Genomic DNA, 24498 nt, shown 5'->3' with positions numbered 1-24498 from the left:
TATAAAAACTCCGGACGGGTATAATTTCTGGGGGAGAGACAATGGATAGGTACCGGAGACATTCTTACAGGGAAAGCCTCGACAAGAAGAGGCGGAATGTTGAGTATGAGGAGTACGCCTACGTGCTGGACTATCTGCCCGAGGGCTACACCGATTTAAAGACCGGAAGGAGAACCGGTAAGCCCGTTGCTCAGGTTATAGGTGAAAAGGCTTTCACGCTGCTTGAGGTTGCCCCAAAGGAGGACCTCATGCTCTACGAGAGGGTCTTCATAGGCAAGGGGCAGAGGGACAAGATACTCATGATCAACAAGAAGATTCACTTCGATGACCTCACCGCCACCGCCAAGGCCGAGCTCCCGTACGTGGTTGAGGAGATAATCAAAAACAACGAGGAGCACTTCGTGCAGTTCTTCAACATGGCTCCCCCCATAACCAACAGGCTCCACAGCCTCGAACTCCTGCCCGGCATCGGCAAGAAGCACATGTGGGAGATACTCGACGAGCGCAAGAAGGAGCCGTTCAAGGACTTTGAGGACCTGCGCCACCGTGTTAAGGGGCTTCCAGAGCCGGCAAAGATGCTGGCGAAGCGTGTCGTTGATGAGATTGAGGGCAAGGACCGCTACCGCCTCTTCGTCGGCTCAAGGAGGCTATTCCGCGTATGAGGGAGCGCCTTTTCTATTTAATTTCCAAGTACAACCTCAGGGCCAACTCCGACCTCGGCCAGAACTTTCTTATCGTGCCCGACATAATAGAGAGGAATGTTGAGCGGGCGGAACTGAATGGGAACGATACCGTTCTTGAAGTCGGCCCGGGTCTTGGAGTTCTCACCGATGCCCTGAGCCGGCACGCTGGTAAGGTGTATGCCATTGAAAAAGACTCCCGCCTCGTGGAGATTTTGAGGGCCGAATACGACTGGCCCAACGTTGAAATAATCGAGGGCGATGCCCTGAAGGTCGAGTTCCCCGCGTTCAACAAAATAGTCTCAAACCTTCCGTACCAGATTTCATCTCCCATAACCTTCCGCTTTCTGAGGTATGATTTCGAGAGGGCGGTTCTTATCTACCAGCTGGAATTTGCCCAGAGGATGGTGGCGGAGCCGGGGGATAAAAACTACTCCCGCCTGTCGTTGATGGTCCGGGCGAAGGCTTACGCCGAGCTCGTGGAGCGCATCGGTAGGGGCGCCTTCTGGCCGAGGCCCAAGGTTGACTCCGCGGTCATCGTTCTTGAGCCAAAACCAAGGGACAAGCGCCTTGAACTGAATGAGGACCTGGTTAGGGCCCTCTTTCAGCACAGGAGAAGCACCGTCCTGGCGGCCCTCAAAAAGTCGCACCACATGCTGGGGCTGAGTAAGGAAGAGTTCAAACGGGTTCGCGGCATCCTCGGCGCAGTGCCCCACGCCGGGAAGCGGGTCTTTCAGCTGACCCCATCGGAGGTTAGGGATATCGAGGAGTTCCTCTCCGCGGAGGGCGTTCTGAGGTGATTACTCCCCGGGTTCCGTTCCGAAAAGTGTTACGTACAGGTTTCTAAGTTTCTGATAGTGGCCGTTCTCTATGTTCGAGAGCCACGTAAGGGTTGCTTTGGAGTTTTCATCCTCCGTCTTCTCCGCCAGGTACTGGTAAACGTCGTGGGCCAGTTTCTCCGTTCCCATCAGGTATTCGAGGATCTCCCGAAGGTTTCCGTGATACACCAGGTCTTTCAGGCGCTCCTCGGACAGCTCCACCTCGAGGGGAGCAACGCTGACCTTTGGGGGCTCCTCCCAGGGGAACATCTCCCTGAACATCTTGAGAAGCGCCTCTGCATGTCCAAGGCTCTCTTTGTAAAGCTGGAAGAACAGCTTGGAGACCCGCTCGTCCCAGTTGACGTCGCGGCTGAGCTGGTACAGCTTGTGGTACATCTCGGCCTCCATTACCTCCTGGTCCATCCAATATGCCATCAGCTCCCTGTAGTCCAGCTTTGATATTTCCTCAAGGATCCTTTTGAACCTCGTCTTTTCCACAGTTTGATAGTTGGTCTTGTTCATGCTATCCCCCGGTAACAGTTATTGTGGTAAGACCGTTTATACTTTTTGTCATCGATTGATTTTTAAGTGGGGGGCTTGACTCTCAACCATGATAGTTGTCATTATCGACGGCTACACCGACGAGCCCGCGGGACTTGGTGTTCCTCCTTATCTTGGGATATACCCGCGTTATGCTTATGGCGCCGTAAAAAAGGCCCGAAGAGACGCCAGAGTTTTCTACCTGACCATAGATGACCTGAGGGCCGCCCTTGAGGGAGAAAGGGGGGTGGCAACTAAAAACAAAACCCCGAACTTCCCCCAAACCCGTGAGATACTCGAGAGGGCGGACGTTCTCGTGTACATAGGGGGCCTGCACACCCCGGGCAAGTACCTCTCGGCCGTCCCGTCCCAGGTTGAGGAGGTGGCGAGGTTCCTCCGGCCGTTTCAGGGGGTCAAAATCCTCGGCGGCCCGGCGTTCATGGGCTCCGCCCATGCCGGCGGGACGAGGATAACCTCCCGCGAGCTTCTCCTTGCCCAGTCCGTCTTTGACCACATCGTCTACGGCGACCTCGAGGCGTTTCTGCACGATTACCTCGTGAATCCAGCCGATGCAGACCCCTTCCGCTTCAGGACCTACGGGGAGCTGAGGGACTACGCGCTGCTCGGGGCGGAGGTGGTCAGGCAGTTTCCCGACTTCCCGGACTTCGTAATAGTTGAGATAGAAACCCAGCGCGGCTGTCCCAAGGCGATGGGCATAGGCGGCTGCTCCTTCTGCACCGAGCCTGTGCGCTACAGAAACGTTGAGGACAGACCCATCGAGGACGTCGTTGCGGAGGTCGAGGCCCTCTACTCCATGGGGGTGAGGCACTTCCGCGTCGGCAGGCAGAGCTGTATCTTTTCGTACATGGCCAAACCGGACGGAAGGGTTCCAGTGCCCAATCCTGAGGCCCTGGAAAAGCTTTTCAGGGGTATTCGCTCCGTTGCCCCGGGGCTTAAGACCCTCCACGTGGACAACGCGAACCCCGCGGTCATAGCCAACTACCCCGAGGAGAGCGTTAGGATAGCCAAGACCCTGATGGAGTACGGAACCCCCGGAAACGTCGTTGCCTTTGGCTTAGAGAGCGCCGACCCGAAGGTTGCGAAGCTCAACAACCTGAACGCCACCGCAGATGAGACCTACGAGGCGGTGAGGATACTCAACGAGGTGGGGGCAAAGAGGGGCCCCAACGGCATGCCCTGGCTCCTGCCCGGGATAAACGTGATTTTTGGCCTTCCTGGAGAGACCAAGAAGAGCTACGAGCTGACGTTCCAGTTTTTCAAGAGGCTCCTGGACGATGGGCTGATGGTCCGCAGGATAAACATCAGACAGGTGGTCGTCTTCCCTGGAACTCCGCTGTGGCACATGAGGGATAAAGTGAAAACCGGGAAGCACAAGAAGCTCATCCAGCACTACAAATACAAGATAAGGCACGAGATAGACCTCCCGATGCTCAGGCGCGTTGTTCCCGTGGGAACCATCCTCCGCGATGTCCGTGCGGAGGTTATTGAGAACGGCCTGACCTACGGCAGGCAGATAGGTAGCTATCCCCTTATCGTTGGTATGCCCAAGGAGGTGCCCCTGAACCGGTTCTACGATGTCCTGATAGTCGGACACGGCTACCGGAGCATCACGGGAGTTCCGGTCCCGATAAACGTCAACCGCGAGAACCCCAAAGTTCTCCAGTATCTGCCGGGAATCGGGAAGAAAACCGCGGTGAGGGTGCTGGCGGAGAGGCCTTTCGGCAGCAAGGACGAGTTCTTCCGGGTGGTGGGGGAAGAGAAAAGGGAAACCCTGGAGCACGTCATCCGCCTGTGATGTTCACGGTCTTGGTTTCATTTCCCTGCGGCCACTTAAAGGCTATGATGTCTTCTATGAGCACAACTTCTGCCCTGAGGGTCTCGTCGCTCGTTCCCTCAATCACCAGCACGCCTTTGCGGGGGACAAAAATCCTGTTCTCCTTTGCCCCTTCCGCGGGCCCTATCAGCACAACGGCGAGGCTGTTCTGGTTCCCGATCTTGCCCCTTCCTAGGTCCACCTTTGTCCAGAAGTTGAGGTAGGTCTTCCTGTATCTCAGTTCCGTCTGGTTGTATGCGTACTGTCTGGCGGTGGCGTTATCGTACCCCATCTGAATACCCTGGACGTAGTAGTTTGCCGCGAAGATGCTGGCCACGACCCCTGATATTTCCGAAACCGTCAGGGTTCTGTATCTGCAGTCTCCGATGTACAGCTGTGGGTTGTCTTTGCAGTTGAGCACAGAGGGATCGCCCATTACGATTGTGAAGTGCTCGTAGAGGTTTCTCAGGGTTATGTTGAGATCAACCCCTGGACTTCCCGTGAGGTAACTGTCCACGGTGACGTTGAAGAGTTTGGATCCCGCGGGGGGTGAGTTTCCTTCCTCTATGAGCTTTTGATATTCCTCTGCCGTAAGGGCATAGAACTGCGCTGAGGGGGTGTAAATGAGGATGTATCTGTCAGACGCTTTGGGGGTTCCTGGGTTCACCAGGCTGCTGAAGTTGTGGTATGAATACACCAGGTAACTGATTGGAGCAACGACCAGAACGATGACAATGAGAATGACTGCGAGTTTCTTTTGATTCAACGTTAAAACCCCCAGAAGAGAGAATTAAAAGGGAAGGAAAGGCCTTCAGAGGCCAGCGAGGTACTCCATAAGGGCCTCGGCGGCGACCTTGGTCTCGTTCCTGGTGGCACCAGCGACGATGACGACGTCGTAGCCGCCAAGGGCGTCCTCGATGTACTCGATGTCGCCTGGGCTGTTCTCCCAGTCAACCTGGCTGATGTTCTGCTCGACGAGGTACTTGGTGAGGCTGTTGGCAACCGGACCGCCAACGAGGATGAGGTTGGCTCCCGGATCCTCCATGCTGACCTCGTAGTCCATGACGGTTATCGGCTCGCTGACCGGCTTGATGGTGATCTGGTCAGCGGTGGCGTGGATCTCGCTGACGACGAAGTCGCTGTCGAGGACGTCGTCGCCGACCTCGAGCTCCTTCTCGACGACCTTGCCCTCCTTCTCCTTGAGGCAGATGTAGGCGTAGGCGACAACGAAGTCCTTGTCCTCCTTCTTGCCGTCGCCGTTGATGTCCCAGTCAACCTTCTTCTCGTTGAGGGTCTTGAGCTCGAACCTGTACTTGAGGTCGTAGGTGCCGAAGATGTCAACCGGGTTGCCCTCGAGCTTGTCGAGGTTGGTGAGGGTGACGTTCTTGATGTAGTCGCCCTCGGTGGCGATGGTCATCTTCCACTTCTTGCCGTCGTAGGTGATGGTGTCGCCGCTCTTGTAGTCCTTGACGTCAACCTGGGCGTCAATGCTGGCTATGAGGTGGCCGTCAATACCGACGAAGGTGTCCTTGAGGGTGAGTATGACGGCGCCGTCGTTGAAGACGTCGACCGGGGTGTCCTTCTGGAGGATGACCTGGTCGCTCTCCTTGCCGGTGACGGCGTTCTTAACGACCGCAAGGGCCCTCTGGTCGATGATGCTTATGTCGAGGACGGTGACGACCCAGTCGGTGCCCTCGATGGCCTGCGGCTCGCCGACCTGGTACCAGGCGGTCGGCTTGTCGAGACCGGCGGTGAAGGTGCCGTTTCCAACCTCGAGGACGTAGTAGGTCTCGCCGAAGACGGTGAAGGTCTCACCGGCCTTGACACCCTTCTTGTAGATGGTTCCGCCGGTGCCCTGGGCAGCATCGCCGATGTACCAGCTGGTGACGTTCTCGTAAACGGCCGGAACACCCCACTCGGGGTAGGCGTCCCTGACCTTCTTCTCCTCGGTCACGGTGTAGTTGTAGAGGACGTAGTCAACAAAGACGGTGACGTTGCCCGGGGTAACGACGAGGTCGGCCTCCTTGGGCGGCCTGCTCTTGTCCCAGTTGCTCGGGTCCTTGGACTTGAGCTGGATGTTCTGGAGGGTGATGTGCCAGTCAACGAGCTGCTCGTCACCGATCTTGTCCTTGTCCTCTATGGTGGTGGTGACCTTGAAGTTGCTCATCCAGTCGCTGTAGGCAACGTTGTAGCCGCCGGCACCGTTGTACCAGTAGTCGCCCGGAAGCTCGGTGTACTTGGTGGCCCAGGCGGTCTGGTTCCTTATGGTGTCGTTGTAGTAGGCGTAGATGGTCCACGGGGAGTCGCCAACATCCTCGGGCGGGTACTCAGCCTTGATCTTGACGTAGTCACCCTGGACGTCGACCTGCTCCTTGGTGTAGAGCAGGCTGCCGAGAGCAACGGCTATGTCAGCAGCGCTGGCAACGTCCATAGCAGCAGCGGTACTTCCAACGACGATTTTAACGTTCGGGGTTCCATCGGCGTTAACGAAGAAGTCCTTCGGTATGTTCGGGACGGTCGGCTGAGCGCTGGCAAAGCCCATGGTGGCTCCAACCATAGCGGCACCAACTGCGAGGGCCGCGATCTTTTTCACTTTCATTTCCCAACACCTCCTTAACTTTGGGCTTACGCCCTAGGATGGTCTAACATGTGTTGTCAATGACTTTCTACCGACTTCAGGTATATATACTTTTCGCTTTCAGACCCTTTCTCTCCCTAAAAAAAGCTCGCTCATTGCCGTAAAAATGAAAGGGAGCTTAATTAAATGCCTATAGGCCTTTCGCCTTTTGCCGATAATATCAGGGGTTAAGTTTGAACTCCGTGTTCTTCTTTTCCAGGATCTGCCTCTTGACGGGTCTCGTGACCAGTTCATTCACGAAGCCGCCGAGGTCTGTGAGGGTGTTCTGGAGTTCGTTGGCTGTGATATCGACTATTTCGGGCTCTATGATGGAAATTGCGACGGGAGCGTACTTTCCGGTCAGCTGGAAGAGCGTTTCGAACGGTGACAGGAGCTCCGCTGCCAGGAGTCCTTTAAACCTGCCTTCCTCCTCCTGCCCCTGGACTGCGAGCTTGTTTATCCTGCACCCCTCGATCGAGAGGGCCTTTGCCATGGTCTCTTTTATGCCCTCTTCGTTCTCTCCAAAGACCTCAATGACGAAGCGGTAGAGGATGTTTCTGTCATCGACGATGAGGCTCTCTATCTCCTCCCTGGGGTATCCAATGTCGGGCGTAGGGATGTCGTCGAGTTTTGGATAAACCGCGAGGCCTCCGAACTTCTCCATGAGCTTGCCCATGAAGAGCGAGACTTCCCCGAGGATTTTCATGAGCTCCTTCGATTCAATCTCAAGCTTTCCGGGTCCGAGCACTTCGACTATCGCGGGCGAGTAGCGAAGGGTCAGGCGGACTATATCGGCCAGGTCGCCAACCAGCTGGGCTTCGATAACCCCGGAATACTTGAGGATGTCCTCTTCGCTGTTTTCCAGCACATCCTCGACCCGCACATACTTTACCTCGACGTTCTTTTCGTTCCGGAGGTTCTCTGCAGTCTCCTTCATAGCCCTTTCTAAAACTTTCTTGTCGCTTCCCAATCCTTCGATGTAGAAAATAACCTCAATCTTCTCCAATTTCACCACCACATCCCATCATATCGCTTTTTTCGATACCTTCCCACCACGGGGATAGGTTCGCCGCAGTACTTACACTTCCCATCGTCGGTTATGTTGTACTCTGTGATTTTGAATCCCCAGCGGACTATTAAAGGTTTGCCGCAGTTGGGGCAGTACGTGGTCTCCCCCTCGTGCCCGGGCACGTTGCCAATGTAGACGAACTTCAGTCCCTCCTCTCTGGCAACGCGGTAGGCCACTTCGACGGTCTCAACCGGCGTTGGGGGGAGGTGGGCCAGCTTGTAGTGCGGGAAGAAGCGTGAGAAGTGAACCGGCGTGTCGTCCCCGAGGTTCTCGACCACCCATCTGGCGAAGGTTCTAATCTCCTCCTCTCCATCGTTGAGCGTCGGGATGATTAGGTACGTCAGCTCGACGTGGATTCCGTATTCCTTCTTCGCTATAAGTGCAGTCCTCCTGCTCGGCTCACCGCTCGGGACGCTCGCTATCTTCATGTAGAACTCATCGCTGAAGGCCTTGATGTCGATGTTCATCGCGTCGATGTAGGGCGCGAGCTCCCTGAAGGGCTCCTCGTTGATGTAGCCGTTGGTTATCATGAGGTTGTATATTCCCTCCTTCCGAGCGAGCTTCGCTGTTTCGAGCACGAACTCGTACCAGATCACCGGCTCGTTGTAGGTGTAGGCTATGCTCTCGCAGCCGTAGCGCTTCGTTACCGCGACGACCATCTCCGGGCTCATCTCGTGGAGGTAGGGGAAGTTTTCATCCGATTGACTTATCTCCCAGTTCTGGCAGTGCTTGCAGTGCATGTTGCAGCCAACGGTGCTTATCGAGAGGGCACAGGAACCGGGCCAGAAGTGGAAGAGGGGCTTCTTCTCCACCGGGTCCGCCCCGATGGCCGAGACCCTACCGTAGTTGAGCGTGTAGATCTTCCCACCGATGTTCTTCCTCACCCTGCAGGAGCCGCGCTGGCCCTCGTTTATTATGCAGTTGAGGGGGCACAGTCTGCACTTAACCCTTCCACCCCCGAGCGGCTCCCAGTACATGGCCTCGCGCATGCTTCTCACCGAATTGTAATAGGTTCACTCCCGTTTAAGTTTTTGGTACCTTTCGTAGTACTCACGCATCGTCAGGAACTCCGCTCCCTGGCGCCGGTAGTGGTCTATCAGCATTCCAAGCAGCTCAACGGCCCTGTCCCCGGTGTTGAACCTGCAGTCCCACCTTATCTTCTCCTTCTGCATCGGCACGAACTCCCAGGGGTGGGCGAAGTAGACGCGGGGCTCCTTCAGGCGGGCATGGATGAGCTTCTGCACCCTCCAGGGCAGCCTTATAACGGACGAGGTCGTCGAGGCTGGAACCTCAAGAACATCACCGAAAAATCTCACGCCCCCGAGGTAGCCCTTGTAGGTCGCCTTCGAGGAGTCCACCACTATGCCGTTCCTCTCCAGTATACCATAATAGTAATCCGGAAACTGCAGGTTGGGCGCGCGGAATGAAACCACCTCTCCGAACTCCCGGAGCACCTCCAGGGACTTCACGATGGCCTTTTCACCCTCCGTTCTGGTGAGCTTGCCCAGCCGTTCGTGGTTGTAGTTGTGGCTCCCCAGCTCGTGCCCCTCATCGATGACCCGTCTCACGAGTCCCGGAAAGCGCCTGGCCATCTCCGCCGTGAAGAAGAACGTTGCCCGCACTTTTTTCTCCGCCATCAAATCCAGCAGCTTCGGAAGTCCCTCCTCCATTCCCCTCGTCGTTGTCAGGTACGGCGGGCAGTCGTGTTCAACGTCAAACGTTATTGAAACGAGCATCATCCCAGCCTCCTCATCGCCTTGTACAGCAGGTACAGCCTGTCCACTTCCGAACCCACTTCAATCGTCATTCTGTAAACCCGGAGGAGTCTCCTGAGCATGACTTCCCAGGAGAAATCCCTCCTTGCCCTCTCCCTGGCGGCCACCCCCATCTCCACAAGGAGTTCCGGTTCCTCGAAAACCCTGGCCAGGTTGTCCGCCATTCCCTCCTCACTCACGGCGAGCAGGCCCGTGATGCCGTGAACCACCATGTCCGACAGGCCGCTCTCGTTCCGTCCTATCACAGGATTTCCAGTTGCCATCGCCTCAAGTCCCACGACGGGAAACGCCTCGAGGATGCCGGGCATGAGAACCAGGTCTGCCGCCCAGTACAGCGGGAGAAGCCTTCCCCTCTCCATGAAGTCGTACAGCTCTGTTATCTCTCCGATGCCGGTTTCCTGGAGGTTTCTCTCCAGCACCGGGCGCATGGGGCCGTTGCCAACCATTATAAGCTTCACCTTGCTTTTCGGAATTCCGCTCCGCTTCAGCGCCTCCTTCACCATCACCGGTATCCTGTGGGCCTGCTTGCGCTTGGTCATCCTTCCGAGGTAGAGCACGACTATCTCGTCCCTCACCCCTATGTCCCTTCTGGCCCTCTCCCTCTCCTCCGGTTCTGGGGGACGCCATTTCCTGACGTCTATCCCGTTGGGAACCACGACGACGGGACGCCCGTTGAGCTTATTCCCCAGCAGGTTCCTGGTGTCCTCGGCGACGGGTGTGCTGACGGCCACGAAGGTGTCTATCCGCTTGAGGTTGTGTCTGATGAACGGGCCGATCAGGAAGTCCAGGGAGGGCCTGCCGTAGAAGGAGTGGTTGGTGGCGACCACCGGGACGTTCCGAATTCCCCTCGATATCTTTGACACGGCAACGGCCAGGGGCGAGTATATGCTGTGAACGTGGGTTATGTCGAATCCTGTCTTCTTATAGAACTCGTTTATCTTCCAGAACTGTGAAAATCCCACGCTAGAGTGGTATTTCTTGAAGTAGAATGTTCCAGGGAATCTGACAACGTGGTAGGGGAAGCTGTCGATATACGGCTTCATGTACCTGTAGTCGTGGGTCAGGACATAGGGCTCGTGCCCCATGAGAACGAGGTTGCGGGCGAGTTCATCGATGTGTGATTCTATTCCCCCTATCTTCGGGTAGAACCAGTCGCTTGCTATTGCGATTTTAAGGCTTTCCATATTTCAACCCCTCCGGACGTCAGGAGAACCGCTAGTCCCACTAGACTGCTGGCGACGTACGAGACAAAGCGCTCCAGGAGGGTTATCGAAACCGCGAGCGCCATGGGGATTCCGAAGTAGGTGAGTGTCCCCACCAAGCCGCCCTCGATTATGCCCACCCCTCCAGGGGTAAAGGCAACGAGGCCGAAGAGGAGGTTCGCTATTGAAATCACCGCTATGAAGCTCCACGCCAGGTTGAGACCAAAGGCGAGGGCTATGAGCTTCAGCCTGACGACGTCGAGGAGCCAGACTGTGGAGCTGAGCAGGACCGCAGCCAGGTTGAGGCTGTGCATGCCACGGAGTGCGGTTATCTTTCTCATCTCGTCATCCGTCACTGGGGTTCGGAAGACGCGGAGCGAGAGCCTCACGAAGGCGTCCCACTTGATCCATATCAGAACTACCCCCGCTATGCCGAGGATCACGAATGGAAGGGGTTCCCCGGATGAGAAGTACATCATGCCCACGAGGAACAGGGCGAATATGGGGATGGTCTCCAGTATGCGCTCGTAGACTATGCTGACCGCGGAGACTCCCGTGGGGATGTTGGCCTTCTTGGAAACCCACGCCATTCTGAGCAGTTCTCCCCCGCTCCGGCTCATGGGGGTGACGTTGTTCATGAAAATCGAGGCGAGTATGGCCTTGACGAGCTCCTTGAGCGGCGCATCCCTTCCAACGCCCCTCAGAACGAGCTTCCAGCGGATGCCGTAGAGAACGACGCTTACGTAGTACGTGAGAAAGGCTAAGATGAGGTACTTGAGGGACGCGCTAACGACCACTGAAAAATACTGCTGTGCTGACGTGGTAAGGCTCTCCAGCATAGTCACAACCTAACCTAAGTCTGCCTAGGATTTTAAAACGTTATCGGAACATCTCTCTATACGTCCCTTTTACTCCCCGGTTAAGGTGTTCCCAGCCCAGAACGGGCATCTCCTGTCTTTTTCCATCGATGGTAATGTAAACCCCGGCTCCTTTGAGAACCCTCCCAATGGCGGTGCATCGCACGGGACATTCATCCATCAGGCTTTCAGGTATGGTGAAAATCAGCTCGAACTCTTCTCCGCTCGCGAGGGCCATCTCAATCGGCTCCAGCCCCAGGGCCTCAGCAACTGCCCTTACCTCCTCCCGAATCGGCAGTTTTTGGGCATCGACTTCAATCCTAACCCCGCTCATCTCGGCCAGGAGGTGAAGTTCCTTGCTCGGGCCGTCGCTTACGTCGATTGCCGCGTTCGCAATCCCGCTCAGTTCGATTCCCTCTTGAACTCTGGCTCTGGGTTCGAGGAGTTTCTCGTAAAGGGCCTCTCTTGCCTTTTCCGGCATGTCGAGGCCGTGCTTCCAGAGGAGGAGTCCCGCTAAAGCTCGCCCTATGTCGCCGGTAATGCAGACCAGGTCCCCCGGCCTCGCTCCGCTCCGGGTGAGGAGTCTCTTCGTCCTTCCAAGGGCGATTCCGTCTATTATCAAATCGTCCGCCTCGTTAGTGTCGGCACTGAGAACGGGAACCCCGTAGAACTTGAGGGCATTTCCTATCCCCTCCGCAACTCCCTCGAGGTAATCCATGTCAATATCCCGCGGAACGCCCAGTGAGAAGAGAAACCCCACCGGTCTCGCTCCCATAGCCGCGACGTCGCTCACGTTCATAGTAACGGCCTTAAACCCAACCTGCTCGGGCGTCATTATATCCGGCACGTCCGTTTTTCTCACTAGCATGTCGTTGGTGGCGACCAACCATTCGTCACCGAGTCGGATCGCGCCTGCATCGTCCCCCAGCGGCAGGTCGCCCTGGAGCTTGAGGTGCCTTCTGAAGAGCTCGATTATCTCCCTCTCCACCCTTATCCCTCACTCCCAGTTGGGGCGGGGGATTTAAAGCCTTCGCCAAGCTTTTATGTTCCTCCGTCAATCCAAGTTAGTGGTGGAGATGCGGGAGCTGAGGTACAATCCCCTGACCGGCCAGTGGGTCATGGTCTCCGCTGTGAGGAGGAAACGCCCCTGGAGGCCTAGGGACTTCTGCCCCTTCTGTCCCGGGAGCGAGGAGACCGGTTACGGCTGGGAGGTTCTCCTTCTCCCGAACAGGTTCCCCATGCTGTCCTTTGATGCCCCCAGGCCCGAGCGAGAGGGGTTTTATAAAAAGGCAAGGGCGCTCGGCCAGTGCAGCGTGATAGTTGAAACGCCGGAGCACGACCTCGGAGACCTCGACGAGCTTTCCCCCGATGCCGTGGCTAGAGTTGTTGCATTATGGAAAAACATAACTGAGGAATTAAAGAAAAACCCGAGGGTCGCCTACCTGGCCATATTCAGGAACAAGGGAAAGGAGATAGGCGTTAGCCTGACCCACCCCCACGGCCAGCTCTACGCGACACCTTTTATACCCCTCAAGGTTCGCCTTAAGCTCGAGAACTCGAGGGGATACTTCAAACGCACCGGCGAGTGCCTCTTTTGCAGGATTCTGCGCGAGGAGCTGGAGAGCGAGAGGGCGATATACAAGAACGGAAGCTTTGCAATCTTCATGCCCTTCTTCGCGAACTGGCCCTTTGAGGTTCACGTCTATCCGAAGAGGCACGTTCAGTGGCTCACCCAGCTGACGGAGGAAGAGCTCAAGGATTTGGCCGACGCGCTCAGAACTGCGACCGGAACCCTCAATACCGTCTTGGAGAGGGACATGCCATATACGATGATGGTCTACCAAGCGCCGTTCAAGGGAACCTACGGCTTCTACCACCTCCACGTCGAGTTCTACCCAATCCTGAGGGAGAACGGCAGAATCAAGTACGCCGCGGGGATAGAGATGGGAACCTGGGACTTCACCTATGATGGAATTCCCGAGGAGAACGCAGAGAAGCTGAAGGGTGCCTGCAGAAATGTGATAAAAAGAATTGGTGCGAAGGGAAGGTGCTTCACTTAGCCCCGCGGCTTCCCCCAAGGAACTTCATGAGGCTCGTCTGCCTCGGCCGGTATTCCTCCTTTGGAACTTCGACTTCAAGGGCTTCGAGGTCCTCTATTCTGGCCCTTCTTATCTCCTCCGGCAGTCTTATCTCTCCGTATTTTCCGCCACCGCCGGGAATCACTATGAGCTTGCCCTCCCTGTAGGCCCAGATGGCCTTCGCAACCTCTTCGTGGACCTCCGCCAGACCCTCAAGCGGTACATCGACGAGAACCCTTATCTCGCTCCCGAACTCCTTCAAAAACCGCTCCCAGATAACCCTTACGGCCTTCGTCTCAACTCCTTTCTCTATGACCATTGCGATTATCTCAGCTAGGGGAGCTAGGCGGAGGTAGGGCGGCCTGTCCTTCGGTCTCTCTTCAGTGTCTGCCAGCTCAAGGATTCTGTCGTGAACGCCCTTCTTTATTCTGCCGCCGCACTTCGGGCACTTCCACTTGAACGCCCTCGCCTCCTCCGGCGAATACTTTGTGTAACAGCGTGAGCATGCCGTGAGGTGGTACTTACCCAGTCTGGGGTCAAGGCCGGCGTTGAGGACGATTTTTCTACCTCCCCTCTTCAGAATGGCCTTCCGTATCTCCTCGAAGGTGGCTTCCCTCACTTCAAAGCGGTTGAACTCCCTTCCGAGGCGGTGGGGCATCGGGGAATGGGCATCGCTGTTGCTGAGGTAGGTCAGCGAGTGGTGGGCCTTTATCCTGTCCGCCATCTCCGAATCCGCCGAGAGGCCGAGCTCAAGAAAATGCACCTTTGCTCCCTGGTATGCCTCCCTGAGGTTGTCGTACTCCTTGTAGAGAGCCGTCCAGGGCGTGAAGGCATGCGCCGGCCCTATCAAGACGCCGAGCTCGTTGGCAAGGTCAGCTATCTCCGCCGCCGGAAGGTTAACCCTCGGCCTTCCTTCAGTGTCTATGTCCCCCGAGTACTTCCTCAGTTCCTCCCTCATCTCCCGAACGGTGGAGATGCTCGGGAAGATCAGGACGTGGTGAACGCGCCGATTGTCTTCCACCTCGGCCGTGGGGAGGAAGCGAATCCCATTTCTCTCGTAGGTCCCATCCTCCACCTTCTCGGTGTACCTGAGCAGCTCCTCCTCCCACTTCGGGTTGAGTATATCGCCGGTTCCGACTATCCCGAGCCCCTTGAATCTCGCGTTCTCGGCGAGGTTGGGGATGGTCATGGCTTTCGAGACCGCCTTCGAGTAGCGCGAGTGTATGTGAAGGTCGGCATCAACCTGCATGAAACCACCTCAGTCTATGTACATTCCCTCCAGACCGCGGTAGTAGGCGCGGTATATGTCCCTTTTGGTCACGACTCCGATGAGCCTCCTGCTCTCGGGGCTTTCCAGGACGGGCAGAAGGTTCTGGTCGTAGGCCATGAGCTTCTCGAAGGCGTCCTCGGCCGTCTCCGTCGGGTAGGTTACCCCGTAGGCCCGGTGGATGAACCGCCTCACCGGCATCCGCTTAACGCCCGGGGGTTTTTTCAGGATGTCCTTTATGCCGACTATGCCCACTACCTCCATGTTTTCGTTGACAACGGGGAAGCAGTCGTGGCCGGTTTCGCCTATCAGGTGCTCCACGTCAAAGAGCGTCTGGTTCTCGGTGACGTAAACCGGCTCGCGGGTCATTATCTCGCCGACGGATATCGTCTCGAGTATGACTGGCTTTCCGGTTTTCACGTGGTAGCCCTTTCTGATGAGTTTGAGGGTGTAGATGGACTCCCCCTTGAGGAAGAACCTGGCCGTTAGGAAGCCTATGGTGGCGGAGGTCATCACCGCGGGCAGAACGGCGTAGCTCCTTGTGAGCTCCGTTACCATCAGTATCTGGGTTATCGGGGCCTGGGTCATGCCGCTGAAGAAGGCCGCCATTCCGGCCAGGGCGTAGACTGCGGGGTTCGAGCCGAGACCCGGGAAGAGGAGCCTCACGGCCTCCCCAAAGGCAGCTCCGAACATCGTTCCTATGTATAGGCTGGGGGCGAAGACACCGCCGCTCTGACCTGACCCTATGGTCAGGGCGGTGGCCAGCATCTTAACCAGCCCCAGGACTATGAGCAGTCCCATCGCCAGCTCCCCGTAGAAGGCCATCTTCATTCCCTCGTAGCCTATTCCAAATATGCCGTACGCCGGGAACAGCATTCCGAGAACGCCGACTCCAAAGCCGCCCACCGCGGGCTTTATGATTTCGGGCACGTTTGCCTTCGAGAACCCGTCAACAACGCGGTAGAGGAACCGCGCGTAGAACGCCGCCAGGAGGCCGAGGCTCAGCCCAAGGAGAAAGAACAGGGGGAGCTCTGGAAGTGTGTGGCCGATGTTTCCGGGGATGTCTATCTCCACCGCCCCCTTGAGGACGGCGAGGGTGACTGCGTTCCCTGTGACGGCGGCTATGAATATGGGCACGAGGTTTATCGAGAAGGCGCCCATGTAGACGACTTCCAGGGCGAACATAGCCCCCGCGAGCGGGGTGTTGAAGGTGCCGGCTATACCCGCGGCGAGGCCGCAGGTTACCAGGAGCTTCTTCATCTCCTTTGATAGGCTGAACCAGCGCGCGAGGATTGACGTTAAAGCCGCGCCTATGAATCCTATTGGCCCTTCGCGTCCAACGCTCCCTCCGGAGCCTATGGTTATCGCGGTGGCTATCGTTTTCAGAACGGCAAACTTTCCGGGGATGTTGCCGCCCTTGAATATGACCGCCTCTATGACCTCTGGGATGCCGTTTCCCCTGATTTCGGGGCACTTGATCACGAAGAACGCGACGATGAACGCGCCGAGCGTGGGTAGGAGCAGGTAACCGAGATTGAAGCCTCCCACCTCGTAGGAAACCTGGGGGAGAAGCCACTCGAAGAAAAACCTGTGAACGACGCCTATGAACACCCTGAAGACTATCGCACCTAAGCCGCCCACTAGGCCGGCCAGTATGGAGAAGGCCATCACTATGCCCCACTTCCTGAGGTACGCCCCGTCTCCTGAGGTCATCAAATGGGGGTTTGCGTCCCAAATAAAAAGCTTAAGCTTTTATACCTCCTTCCCGAACCCCCACCGGTGGAAACTATGAAAGTTGAAGGATTCGTTGCTTCCCTTAGAAACGCCGAGACCATCGGCGAGCTGTTCAAGATACTCGCGGAGAAAGGTGCCCCGGTCGCCGAGCTCGACGGGAAGAGGTTTCTCATCGTCGTTGAGGGCGACTTCGAGGGGAGGAGGTTCTGGACCGAGATAAACGGCGAGAAGGCCAACCAGGCCCTCGGCGATGCTATGCTCAACTCCTCAAGCTTCCCCTTCAAGTGCAGGCGCCCCTACACCGGCGGAAACGTCATCTTCGTGGACTTCGACGACATCGAGGTCGAGGAGTTCCTCGTTGCGTACCGCGACCCCGAGTACGGGGTCTTCTACCGCGTTAGGAACGGAGACGCCGAGGAGATTACAAAGGAAGAATACGAGAAACTGCTCCCCGAGATGCCCGAGTTCAAAATAAAGTCCATGAGCGAGGAGCAGATGGACATGATGGGGGCCTTTTTCGGCTGATGGGAAAAGAGAAAGGCTCACCCGGAGCCCTTCAGTTCTTTTATCCTCTTCTTCGTGTTCTCTATCCTCTCGACCTTTGCGCTGGCCTTCTGCGCCCTCGTTGTCTCTATTTCCTCCCTGAACGCCCACTTGAGGAGCGGCGGGGTTATCAGCACGGAGACCGTTATGAATATCAGGGTCGCCGCTATGAACTCCGGGGCGTGCTCGGGACTTATCGCGCCGCCGTGAATTGCCACCATCAGGTCAACGAGCGCAACTTCAGTCCTCGGAACCGAACCGATGCCCATCTGGAGCGACATCTGGAAGTTCTTCTTTGTGAAGAGGAAGTCCCTTCCGCGCCCCCAGGCGGTTATCCAGGCTCCCAGCCCCCTTCCCGCCACCTTTCCGAAAACGGCAACGGCGGTTAGGACGGCGGCAAGGATCAGGGCGTTGGCGTTCTCGAAGACGGTGAGGTTGAGCATCGCCCCCGTGTGGACGAAGAAGAACGGTATAAGCAGGCCGTAGCCGATGGCCTTCACGTCCTCCATGATGCGCTTTCCTTCGGGGAGCTTTGAGAGGACGAGGCCCATCATGAACGCACCTTCGATAGCGGCCGCGAACCAGCCCTCAGCCAAAGCCGCGAAGAGGAAGGTCATTCCGAGAACCGCTCCGAGGATTCCCTTTTCAACGTGAAGCCTCTCGGCGAACTTTATGTAATAATCGACGAGGAACCACCAGATGACACCGGTTATCAAGAAGAAGGCGATTATCTTGACACTCAGTTCTATCAGGCTCCCGGTTCCAACGGCAAAGATGACAAGGGCTATACCAAGAAAATCATCCATAACGCTCGCACTCAGGGAGGCCGCGCCAACCTCACTTTTGAGAACCCCCAAATCCATCATCACCCTGACGGTCAGGCCGATGCTGGTCGCGGTGAGGAGAACGCCGCCCGCGAAGGCCTCCCTGCTCGGGTAGCCCATCTCCATGAGGGCGAACCAGCCGAGGACTAGGGGGACGAAGACACCGAGAACCGTCGAGACTGTGGCCGTGAGGCCCGTCTTCTTGAGCTGTTCGAGGTCCGCATCGAGGGCACCGAGAAACAGGAGAAATATTATGCCCAGCTTGGCGAGGAAGTTGGCCACCACCGTCATGTCCGTGGTGAAGGTCTCACCGCTGACTATCGGGAGGTACTGGGGCGCGACTATGCCGAAGTAGACCAGGTTCCCGAGTATCATTCCCATCAGCAGCTCCCCAAGGACTCCCGGGAGCTCGTAGCGCTCGATGATGCTGTCCCCTATCTTCGCAAGGATTAGCGAGAGTCCAAGGGCGAAGAGAAGCCACGTCACGCTCTCCATTGGGCACCACCCACCCGCAGCAGTCTAAGCAGCTCGTCTATCAGCAGGCGGAGGCTCACCTCACCAACCAGCCTGTCGTCCTTTACAACCGCCAGCACCTGAATCTTATACTTGCGCATCTTCATCAGCGCGTCAAGGACTGTCGCGTCTTCATCAATTGTCAGCACGTGCCTCTCGGCCACGTCCTCCGCCTTTGTGGCGCCGCCGAGCATCGAGCGCATGGTTTTGCTCGTCATTCCCAGCTTGAACCTGTGGGCCTCAGGCGGCAGAAGGACGTCTATGACGTCTATGTACCTGATGACTCCCACTAACTTCATGTTCTCCCTGCCCTCAACCACCCAAACGTGGTGTCTGGTTCTGAGTATCTTGAGGACGTTGAGGAGGTCGGAATCTGCCGTTACCACGGGCATCGTTTCGAATCTCGGCATTATGTCGGTCAGCTTGAGTGAGTGGAATCTCTCAAGGGCGGACTCGACTTCCACGGCCATCACCAATTCTGACTGATGAAAAAAGTTCTATTTAAGGCTTTGTGGGCTGAACGCGACACTGGGGCAACGTTTAGAACATTGTACCAAAAGGGCAGCGATAGGAGCCTGCTCGAGATGAGGGAATCAAAAGGGAGATAAGGAGCATTATATGCGTCTCTCCAATTCTTCCATCAACGCTTATCACCAAGTTGGTTTTTGTTTCGGCTCGTTTTAGTTCGGATAAGGCCCATTTTTGGCCGACAAGTATATAAGGTTCGGCGGATTATGGAATTACGTGGGAGGGGAAGGTGATTTGAATGCGGACTTGGGAAAAGGGAATAATTATGATCGCCAGGGCCATCGTTTTCTTCGGCCTTATCAGCACCCTCATGTACGGAAAGTTTGACCAGATTCTCAGCGCTGCCGCGGGTCTATTCGCCCTCTTCGTTCCAAGCATCGTCCGGAAGATATACCCCCGCCCCAGCAGAAGAATCTGGCCGTGGGTCAGCCCCTTCTACAACGACAGCATCTACGCACTCTTCGCGATATTCATGGCGGCCCACATAACTTTTCTCAACGTCCCATTCCTTCATCTTGACCTTTACAACCAGGTCTGGAAGGGCGCCGACGTCCCGAGCCACTACCTGGGCGGCCTCGTGACGTGGGTTATATTCAACGAGGTCGTCCTGGAATCGTCGAGGACATACAACCTCCACTGGAGCCCGCTGAAGATAGTTTCCATAAGCCTCTTCGCCCTCGTTCTCGTTGGGATTGCGTGGGAGTTCTTTGAGGTGGCCCTCCAGCCGGACATGCCCTGGCTCTACGAGAGCATGAGCAACAAGACGCAGGACGTCGTTATGGAGCTTCTCGGCTTTGGAACCGGAATACTCATGGTCTTCAAGCTGGAATATCCATACTCCATGAAGAAGCCCCTCGAAAACGCCCCCGTGCAGTTTGGAGCCACGTCCGTTGATATACTTCCCCAGCCGGACCACGTGAAAGAATGAAAGAGCTCAGGGCCTTCTCGTTCCCATCGCCCCTATGAAATAGAACAGCAGCTTTGCCGCCGTCAGCGCGGTAACGTCACCAAGCTCGCTCCCCGCGACCTCCATTATGTCAAAGCCTGCTATTCTCTTGTTCTCCACTAGCCACTCCACGGCTTCGACAACGTCCCAGAACCTCAAACCCCCTGCTTCGGGGGTTCCGGTTGAGGGAACCAGGGAAAGGTCGAACGCGTCGATATCGACCGAGAGGTAAACCGGCTCAGGGAGGGGCTTCACCAGCTCGACGAAGGCATCGAAGTCGTAGTCCCTCGCGTGCACCCACGCTATACCTTCCCTCTCCGCGTACTCCACCTCCTCCCTCGTGCCGCTCCTTATCCCGAACATGGCTTCCCTGACTCCCAGCTCGCCTATCCTCCTAGCCACGCAGGCGTGGTTGTATGGGTTGTCCTCGTAACTCTCGCGAAGGTCAAGGTGGGCATCGAAGACGACGTAGCTCTTCGGTTTCAGTGCCTCGACCGCTCCAAGCGTCTGGGAGTGCTCACCGCCGAGGAGTATCGGAATGGTCTTTGGATTCGCCTTTTTCAGTTCCTCAACCGTCTCCCTAACCCTGTCGGTCGTCTTCTTTGGGTCCCCTGCGACAACCGCGACGTCCCCGATGTCCGCTATCGGGAGTTCGGCAATGTCGATGCCGTAGTCGAGCACGTAGCTCTCCAGGTTGAGCGTCGCGTGCCTGATGAGCGTCGGTCCAAAGCGTGCCCCTGCCTTGAAGCTCGTCGTGCCGTCGAAGGGGACGCCGAGGATCGTGAAGGCCGCCTCTTCCGGCTCGACGAGCGGGAACTCGAGCTTGAGAGTCTCGTAAGTGTAGAGGAAGTCCATACTCCCACCTCCAAGGGGATTGAAGAAGACTCCTTAAAAGGTTTCAGAAAAGGGGTTAAATAGAATAGAGGGCTCACTCGCCCTTGAGCCTCATGATCTTGATCCTGCCGAGGGTCTCCCAGTACTCGACGTTGATGCCTTCCTTGAGCTGGTCCTTGACTTCGTCGGCGACGCCGCCCTCGATCGGGATGTCGAAGAGCTCGTAGGTCTCCATGTCCATGATCTGGACGGTGTCCGGGGTCATGGCGATGACCTGAGCGGTTCTCTTGTCGATGATCGGAACGTCAACCTCCGCGCTGGTGGGCTTGACGATGCTCCTGACCTTGCCGTCGAAGATTCCAACGGCCTCGATCCTGGCCTTGGCTGAACCGTGCTTACCTGGTGAGGAAACGGTTATGTTGCCGATCCTGCAGGGCTCACCGTCGATAAGGATGTACCTTCCGGGCTTGAGCTTGCTAACCTGAACCTTGGTCTTGTCTCCCATTTTTCAGACCTCCCATAAGCGTTCTAAAACCGATTGGGAAGGGTCTTTAAAAAATTTTTGAAAAGGGGAAATGTTCAGCGGCGGGCCTTCAAGAGCATGCCGTTCATGAGCACCGGCACGAGGAGCACGAGACCCAGCACCGCGCCGATCTTCACCGGCATCTTCGGGGCGGTGAGCGAGTAGTAGAGGGTCGCCAGCCCGCTGGCGAAGAGGAGCAGCATCACGGCTGAGACTACCGCCTTATTGTGCGTCAGCTCGGAGGAAAGCAGCGGGTAGCTCTCGACCGCGGCCATGAGCGCCGCCACGGCAAACGGCACAACGACGAACATCGTCCTGACGTCGCCCACCACCATGGCGCCGGCCACTATCATGCCGATGATGCCCACGAACCCCAGGCTCTGGTTTCTTCCAAGCTGCATAACCTCGGAGAGCATCTGGCTGCCCATCTCGATGAGGATGATTATGGTCGTGAGGCCGGCGAGATAGAGGGACAGCATCAGGAGCGCTATGAGGGTCGTGTCGTTGGGCACGTTGCCCCTCAGGACGGCGGGTATCGAGTAGAAGACCTCTATCGAGTCCATCGGACTCTTATCGCTGTTGGTGGCGTAGTCCTTGAGGTCGTTGAACTTCATGAAAAGCTTCATTGATTCATCTGCGGGGATGTTCGGGTTCTGGAACGCCTCGCCGTAGGCCTGGTAGGCGGCGCCCAGGGAGTAGGCGACGGTGAAAGCCGCGGCGAAGCTGAGGATTATCTGGAGAACGAAAACCGCCGCGAGAACTTTCCTCAGGTCGAGCTCCTCCGGGGTGAAGCTGCCCAGGACGTAGTAAACCCCCGCGCCAAGGCCGAGGGATATGAAGACTGAAACGACCATGAAGAGGACTCCCCTCGTGGTCAGGGGCAGATCAAAGGACGTTATCGAGGATACCGCACCCTCCATGTACTGGACCGCCTGCGGCGCGGTGACCATGCTGAGCGCTTGGTTCCTGATCATGAACGCCGAAGCGAGGGCGAAAAGAACGAAGAGTATCGAGATGACCGAGATGAACTCGAGGGTTCTGCCCTTTGCCATTACGAGCATCAGAACGGAGAGCAGAATCGTTCCAACGGCCAGGATGGGGATGTACCTCGAGCCCATCCCGAAGATGAGGGCGAGGCCGTAGGAGGAGTAGTAGGTGGTGACGCCGAGCATTATCATCAGGAACATCAGCAGGCTGAATATCAGCGCGGGAGTCCTGGATATCTTAAAGAACAGCTCGTATATGAGGTAGCGGGTCTTCTTGGTGCTCTCAGCCTCGCTGTATATCAGGAACATTGCCACCAGCATCGGGAGGAGTGAAATCAGGAACCCTTTGAGCCCGAAGGTTATGTAGTACTTCGGCAGAACCAGGAAGTTCCATATTCCAAGGACGTATCCGGCGATTAAGAACGCCATCAGGAAGCTTATTTTTCGCATGGACTGACACCCCCATAGGTTGCCTTTGTGGCCTTATTTCCAAGTGCCAAAAAAATTAAGCATAGACAAAATATAAAAACATTATGTAGCTTTTTCGCTTTTTTCAGGGAACCCGATGCTCAAAGTTGATGATTACCTCGTTCACAACCGTCCAGGCCATCAACGGGGCCTCGTAAATGCTTATTTTTTCCCCTGGCGTTTCGCTCCTAAAATCCCCATGGGGAAAGCCGCCGACGATGACGAGTGGGTTCTCAAACCCCCCCAGCATCTTTCCAAAGTCTTTCGGCCCCATGGGCCTCCCTTCCTCGTGCATCACGAAGACTCCGTCGGGGTTCAGCTCCTCCACGAGCTCTTCAAGGGATTTCTCCTCAATGCGGAGCAGTTCCAGGTCCCTCGGAACCGCGCGGTTCTTGAAGAGGCTCTCCATCAGCCCAACGAAGCGGTTGTAGTTCCGCGGAATCCTCGTCTCCGGCTTGATGTAAATCACTTCGTCGTTCCTGGTGTGGACGTAGACCCTCAGCAGGCCTTCCTTGTTGGCAATGCTCTCGAGGGCGTTGAGGAGGCAGACGTGGACTATGTCCGGCCGCCCGCGCCTCTCGCCGTCCGGGAGCTTTTTGATGGCCGCGTGGTGGTATGTGCTGTCCAGCAGTATCTCGTCGGGCCGCTTTCCCCTCCTCCTGGCGTGGTTCACAACGGCCGGATGGTCAAGTATCGCCTTCGGGACGGGCTCAAGCTCCGCCTCAGCTATCACCAGGTGGAGCATTCTCCCACCTCTCTAACCTTATGCCCCTTTCGGCAATCTCTTCGGCGATTCTCTCAAAGGTGTCTATGCGCATTCCGAGTATCTCCGGCGGGATGACGCCGAAGATGCAGCCCTTCTCGGCCACGAGCCTCGCTATTATGGCCGCGGTGAATCCCGTGACGCGGGCCATGGAGGTGAAGCCCTCTTTCTCCTCGTCGTACAGGAGGTAGCCTATCTCTTTCGGCTCACCGCCGATAGTTCCCCTTCCGACCACCTGCATTATCGAGAAGTCCGGGCTCTCGTAGGTCATGAGCGGGGCTATGACCTCGAGCGTCTTATCAACGTGCTCCTGCCTGAAGAAGCCGAGCTCCCTCAAAACCCTCATCTTCTCCAGGTGTCCCGGCCAGCGGAGCGTCCACTCCTCAAGCCTCTCCGCCCTAACGCTCTCCAGGAGGCTCCTCAGGCCGTCGCTCACGAAGGCCTCGAACTCGAAGTCTCCCACGGTTACCCCCTCAATCCTCTCGAAGGGGTCAACCGCCTTAACCTCGCCGCCCCTTATCACGCGCGCCGGCCTCGTGTACTCCTCAATTAAATCCTTCGGTGACCATGTAATTCTGTAATAGAGTGGCGGCCTGGGCTCCTTGGGGAGGCCTCCGACGTGGATGTAGCCCTCCCTCAGCTCGTCCATCTCCTGCCATATCCTGCCCATCAGGATGTGGCTCAGCCCGGGGGCAAAGCCGGCGTCGAATATAACCGTCACCTGCGCCTTCTCTGCTTCATCGCGAAGCTCCAGCGGGTTCTCCGGCATGAACGAGACGTCGACCATGTCAACGCCCGCCTTTATCGCGGCCATAACTGCCTGATAGCCGAACCTCCCTGGCAGGGCACCCACTACAAGCTCAAAGCCTTTCATTGCCTCAACGAGGGAATCGAAGCTGGACGCATCAACTTTCAGGGGCGTGGCGAATTCAGAGACGGCTTTCAGTCTCTCATCGCTGACGTCCCCCACGTAAACGTCAAATTCATCCCTCAAATCCCAGGCTATCGCCCTTCCAACGTTTCCGGCACCGAGAACGAGAACCTTCATGGTAACACCCCTAGTAACTTGGCGAAGGTATATATAAGCCCTGCTCCTATT

24 protein-coding genes are annotated in these 24498 nt (G+C 56.7%); 6 read left to right on the top strand and 18 right to left on the bottom strand.

Going from position 1 to position 24498, the window contains the following annotated elements; translation table 11 throughout:
- Positions 1 to 41 precede the first annotated feature (41 nt).
- Together GQS_RS03125 and rsmA are read left to right on the top strand one after the other, a co-directional pair.
- The gene (locus tag GQS_RS03125) at positions 42 to 662 is read left to right on the top strand and encodes a DUF655 domain-containing protein (protein ID WP_014012219.1); all 621 of its coding nucleotides are present in this window, start codon (positions 42 to 44) and stop codon (positions 660 to 662) included.
- The gene (gene rsmA, locus GQS_RS03120; protein WP_014012218.1) at positions 659 to 1480 is read left to right on the top strand and encodes a 16S rRNA (adenine(1518)-N(6)/adenine(1519)-N(6))-dimethyltransferase RsmA; all 822 of its coding nucleotides are present in this window, start codon (positions 659 to 661) and stop codon (positions 1478 to 1480) included. The genes GQS_RS03125 and rsmA overlap by 4 nt, the downstream gene beginning before the upstream one ends.
- Here the strand turns inward: rsmA and GQS_RS03115 are convergent, their stop codons facing one another.
- Positions 1481 to 2020, bottom strand: coding sequence for a ferritin family protein (locus GQS_RS03115; RefSeq protein WP_014012217.1), 540 nt, complete (start codon positions 2018 to 2020; stop codon positions 1481 to 1483).
- Between the two features lie 88 nt (positions 2021 to 2108).
- Between GQS_RS03115 and GQS_RS03110 the strand changes: the two genes are divergently transcribed.
- Positions 2109 to 3854, top strand: coding sequence for a radical SAM protein (locus tag GQS_RS03110; RefSeq protein WP_014012216.1), 1746 nt, complete (start codon positions 2109 to 2111; stop codon positions 3852 to 3854).
- On the opposite strand, the gene GQS_RS03105 is transcribed toward GQS_RS03110, so the two are convergent.
- From GQS_RS03105 to GQS_RS03070, 8 genes are all read right to left on the bottom strand, one after another.
- Positions 3841 to 4638, bottom strand: coding sequence for a hypothetical protein (locus tag GQS_RS03105; protein ID WP_014012215.1), 798 nt, complete (start codon positions 4636 to 4638; stop codon positions 3841 to 3843). The genes GQS_RS03110 and GQS_RS03105 overlap by 14 nt on opposite strands.
- 45 nt (positions 4639 to 4683) lie before the next feature.
- Complete coding sequence (locus GQS_RS03100; protein ID WP_014012214.1) at positions 4684 to 6471, bottom strand: S-layer protein; 1788 nt, start codon at positions 6469 to 6471, stop codon at positions 4684 to 4686.
- Positions 6472 to 6670: 199 nt separating this feature from the next.
- Positions 6671 to 7495 carry a hypothetical protein gene (locus tag GQS_RS03095; RefSeq protein WP_014012213.1) on the bottom strand — a complete coding sequence of 275 codons (825 nt, stop codon included), beginning with the start codon at positions 7493 to 7495 and terminating at the stop codon, positions 6671 to 6673.
- A 2-nt stretch (positions 7496 to 7497) separates the two neighbouring features.
- Positions 7498 to 8547: an AmmeMemoRadiSam system radical SAM enzyme gene (gene amrS / locus GQS_RS03090; protein ID WP_014012212.1), complete on the bottom strand. Its 1050-nt coding sequence runs from the start codon at positions 8545 to 8547 to the stop codon at positions 7498 to 7500.
- Positions 8548 to 8571: 24 nt separating this feature from the next.
- Entirely contained in the window at positions 8572 to 9294 is a 723-nt protein-coding gene (locus GQS_RS03085; protein ID WP_048056625.1) for a polysaccharide deacetylase family protein, read from the bottom strand.
- Complete coding sequence (locus GQS_RS03080) at positions 9294 to 10517, bottom strand: glycosyltransferase family 4 protein (RefSeq protein ID WP_014012210.1); 1224 nt, start codon at positions 10515 to 10517, stop codon at positions 9294 to 9296. Before GQS_RS03080 ends, GQS_RS03085 begins: the two co-directional genes overlap by 1 nt.
- Positions 10493 to 11374, bottom strand: a complete 882-nt coding sequence (locus GQS_RS03075; protein WP_014012209.1) for a flippase-like domain-containing protein — start codon at positions 11372 to 11374, stop codon at positions 10493 to 10495. Before GQS_RS03075 ends, GQS_RS03080 begins: the two co-directional genes overlap by 25 nt.
- A 40-nt stretch (positions 11375 to 11414) precedes the next feature.
- Entirely contained in the window at positions 11415 to 12380 is a 966-nt protein-coding gene (locus tag GQS_RS03070) for a thiamine-phosphate kinase (RefSeq protein ID WP_014012208.1), read from the bottom strand.
- An 88-nt stretch (positions 12381 to 12468) separates the two neighbouring features.
- Between GQS_RS03070 and galT the strand changes: the two genes are divergently transcribed.
- Complete coding sequence (galT, locus tag GQS_RS03065; RefSeq protein WP_014012207.1) at positions 12469 to 13452, top strand: galactose-1-phosphate uridylyltransferase; 984 nt, start codon at positions 12469 to 12471, stop codon at positions 13450 to 13452.
- Here galT and GQS_RS03060 read toward each other — a convergent pair.
- Both GQS_RS03060 and GQS_RS03055 read right to left on the bottom strand, forming a co-directional pair.
- Entirely contained in the window at positions 13445 to 14719 is a 1275-nt protein-coding gene (locus tag GQS_RS03060; RefSeq protein ID WP_014012206.1) for a TIGR00375 family protein, read from the bottom strand. The two genes, galT and GQS_RS03060, sit on opposite strands and share 8 nt — an antisense overlap.
- A 9-nt stretch (positions 14720 to 14728) precedes the next feature.
- Complete coding sequence (locus GQS_RS03055; protein WP_048056516.1) at positions 14729 to 16450, bottom strand: chloride channel protein; 1722 nt, start codon at positions 16448 to 16450, stop codon at positions 14729 to 14731.
- 75 nt (positions 16451 to 16525) lie between these two features.
- Between GQS_RS03055 and GQS_RS03050 the strand changes: the two genes are divergently transcribed.
- Complete coding sequence (locus tag GQS_RS03050; protein WP_014012204.1) at positions 16526 to 16996, top strand: hypothetical protein; 471 nt, start codon at positions 16526 to 16528, stop codon at positions 16994 to 16996.
- Between the two features lie 17 nt (positions 16997 to 17013).
- Here GQS_RS03050 and GQS_RS03045 read toward each other — a convergent pair whose 3' ends face one another.
- Positions 17014 to 18333, bottom strand: coding sequence for a cation:proton antiporter (locus tag GQS_RS03045; RefSeq protein ID WP_014012203.1), 1320 nt, complete (start codon positions 18331 to 18333; stop codon positions 17014 to 17016).
- Complete coding sequence (locus tag GQS_RS03040) at positions 18321 to 18821, bottom strand: CBS domain-containing protein (protein ID WP_238515848.1); 501 nt, start codon at positions 18819 to 18821, stop codon at positions 18321 to 18323. The genes GQS_RS03045 and GQS_RS03040 overlap by 13 nt, the downstream gene beginning before the upstream one ends.
- A 296-nt stretch (positions 18822 to 19117) precedes the next feature.
- Between GQS_RS03040 and GQS_RS03035 the strand changes: the two genes are divergently transcribed.
- Positions 19118 to 19807 (top strand): hypothetical protein, encoded by a 690-nt coding sequence (locus tag GQS_RS03035; protein WP_014012201.1) that lies wholly within the window; start codon positions 19118 to 19120, stop codon positions 19805 to 19807.
- 6 nt (positions 19808 to 19813) lie between these two features.
- On the opposite strand, the gene speB is transcribed toward GQS_RS03035, so the two are convergent.
- The 5 genes from speB to GQS_RS03010 form a co-directional block, all read right to left on the bottom strand.
- The gene (gene speB, locus GQS_RS03030) at positions 19814 to 20680 is read right to left on the bottom strand and encodes an agmatinase (RefSeq protein ID WP_014012200.1); all 867 of its coding nucleotides are present in this window, start codon (positions 20678 to 20680) and stop codon (positions 19814 to 19816) included.
- Between the two features lie 73 nt (positions 20681 to 20753).
- Positions 20754 to 21164: a translation initiation factor IF-5A gene (locus GQS_RS03025; protein WP_014012199.1), complete on the bottom strand. Its 411-nt coding sequence runs from the start codon at positions 21162 to 21164 to the stop codon at positions 20754 to 20756.
- A 74-nt stretch (positions 21165 to 21238) separates the two neighbouring features.
- Complete coding sequence (locus GQS_RS03020; RefSeq protein ID WP_014012198.1) at positions 21239 to 22618, bottom strand: sodium-dependent transporter; 1380 nt, start codon at positions 22616 to 22618, stop codon at positions 21239 to 21241.
- A 103-nt stretch (positions 22619 to 22721) separates the two neighbouring features.
- Complete coding sequence (locus tag GQS_RS03015) at positions 22722 to 23381, bottom strand: 16S rRNA methyltransferase (RefSeq protein ID WP_014012197.1); 660 nt, start codon at positions 23379 to 23381, stop codon at positions 22722 to 22724.
- On the bottom strand, positions 23359 to 24447 hold the full coding sequence (locus GQS_RS03010; protein ID WP_014012196.1) for a saccharopine dehydrogenase family protein: 1089 nt from the start codon (positions 24445 to 24447) through the stop codon (positions 23359 to 23361). Before GQS_RS03010 ends, GQS_RS03015 begins: the two co-directional genes overlap by 23 nt.
- Positions 24448 to 24498: the final 51 nt, after the last annotated feature.

The organism is Thermococcus sp. 4557 (assembly GCF_000221185.1).
In the GTDB taxonomy this organism is placed as follows: Archaea; Methanobacteriota_B; Thermococci; order Thermococcales; family Thermococcaceae; genus Thermococcus.
This window is presented reverse-complemented; position numbering and strand designations above follow the sequence as displayed.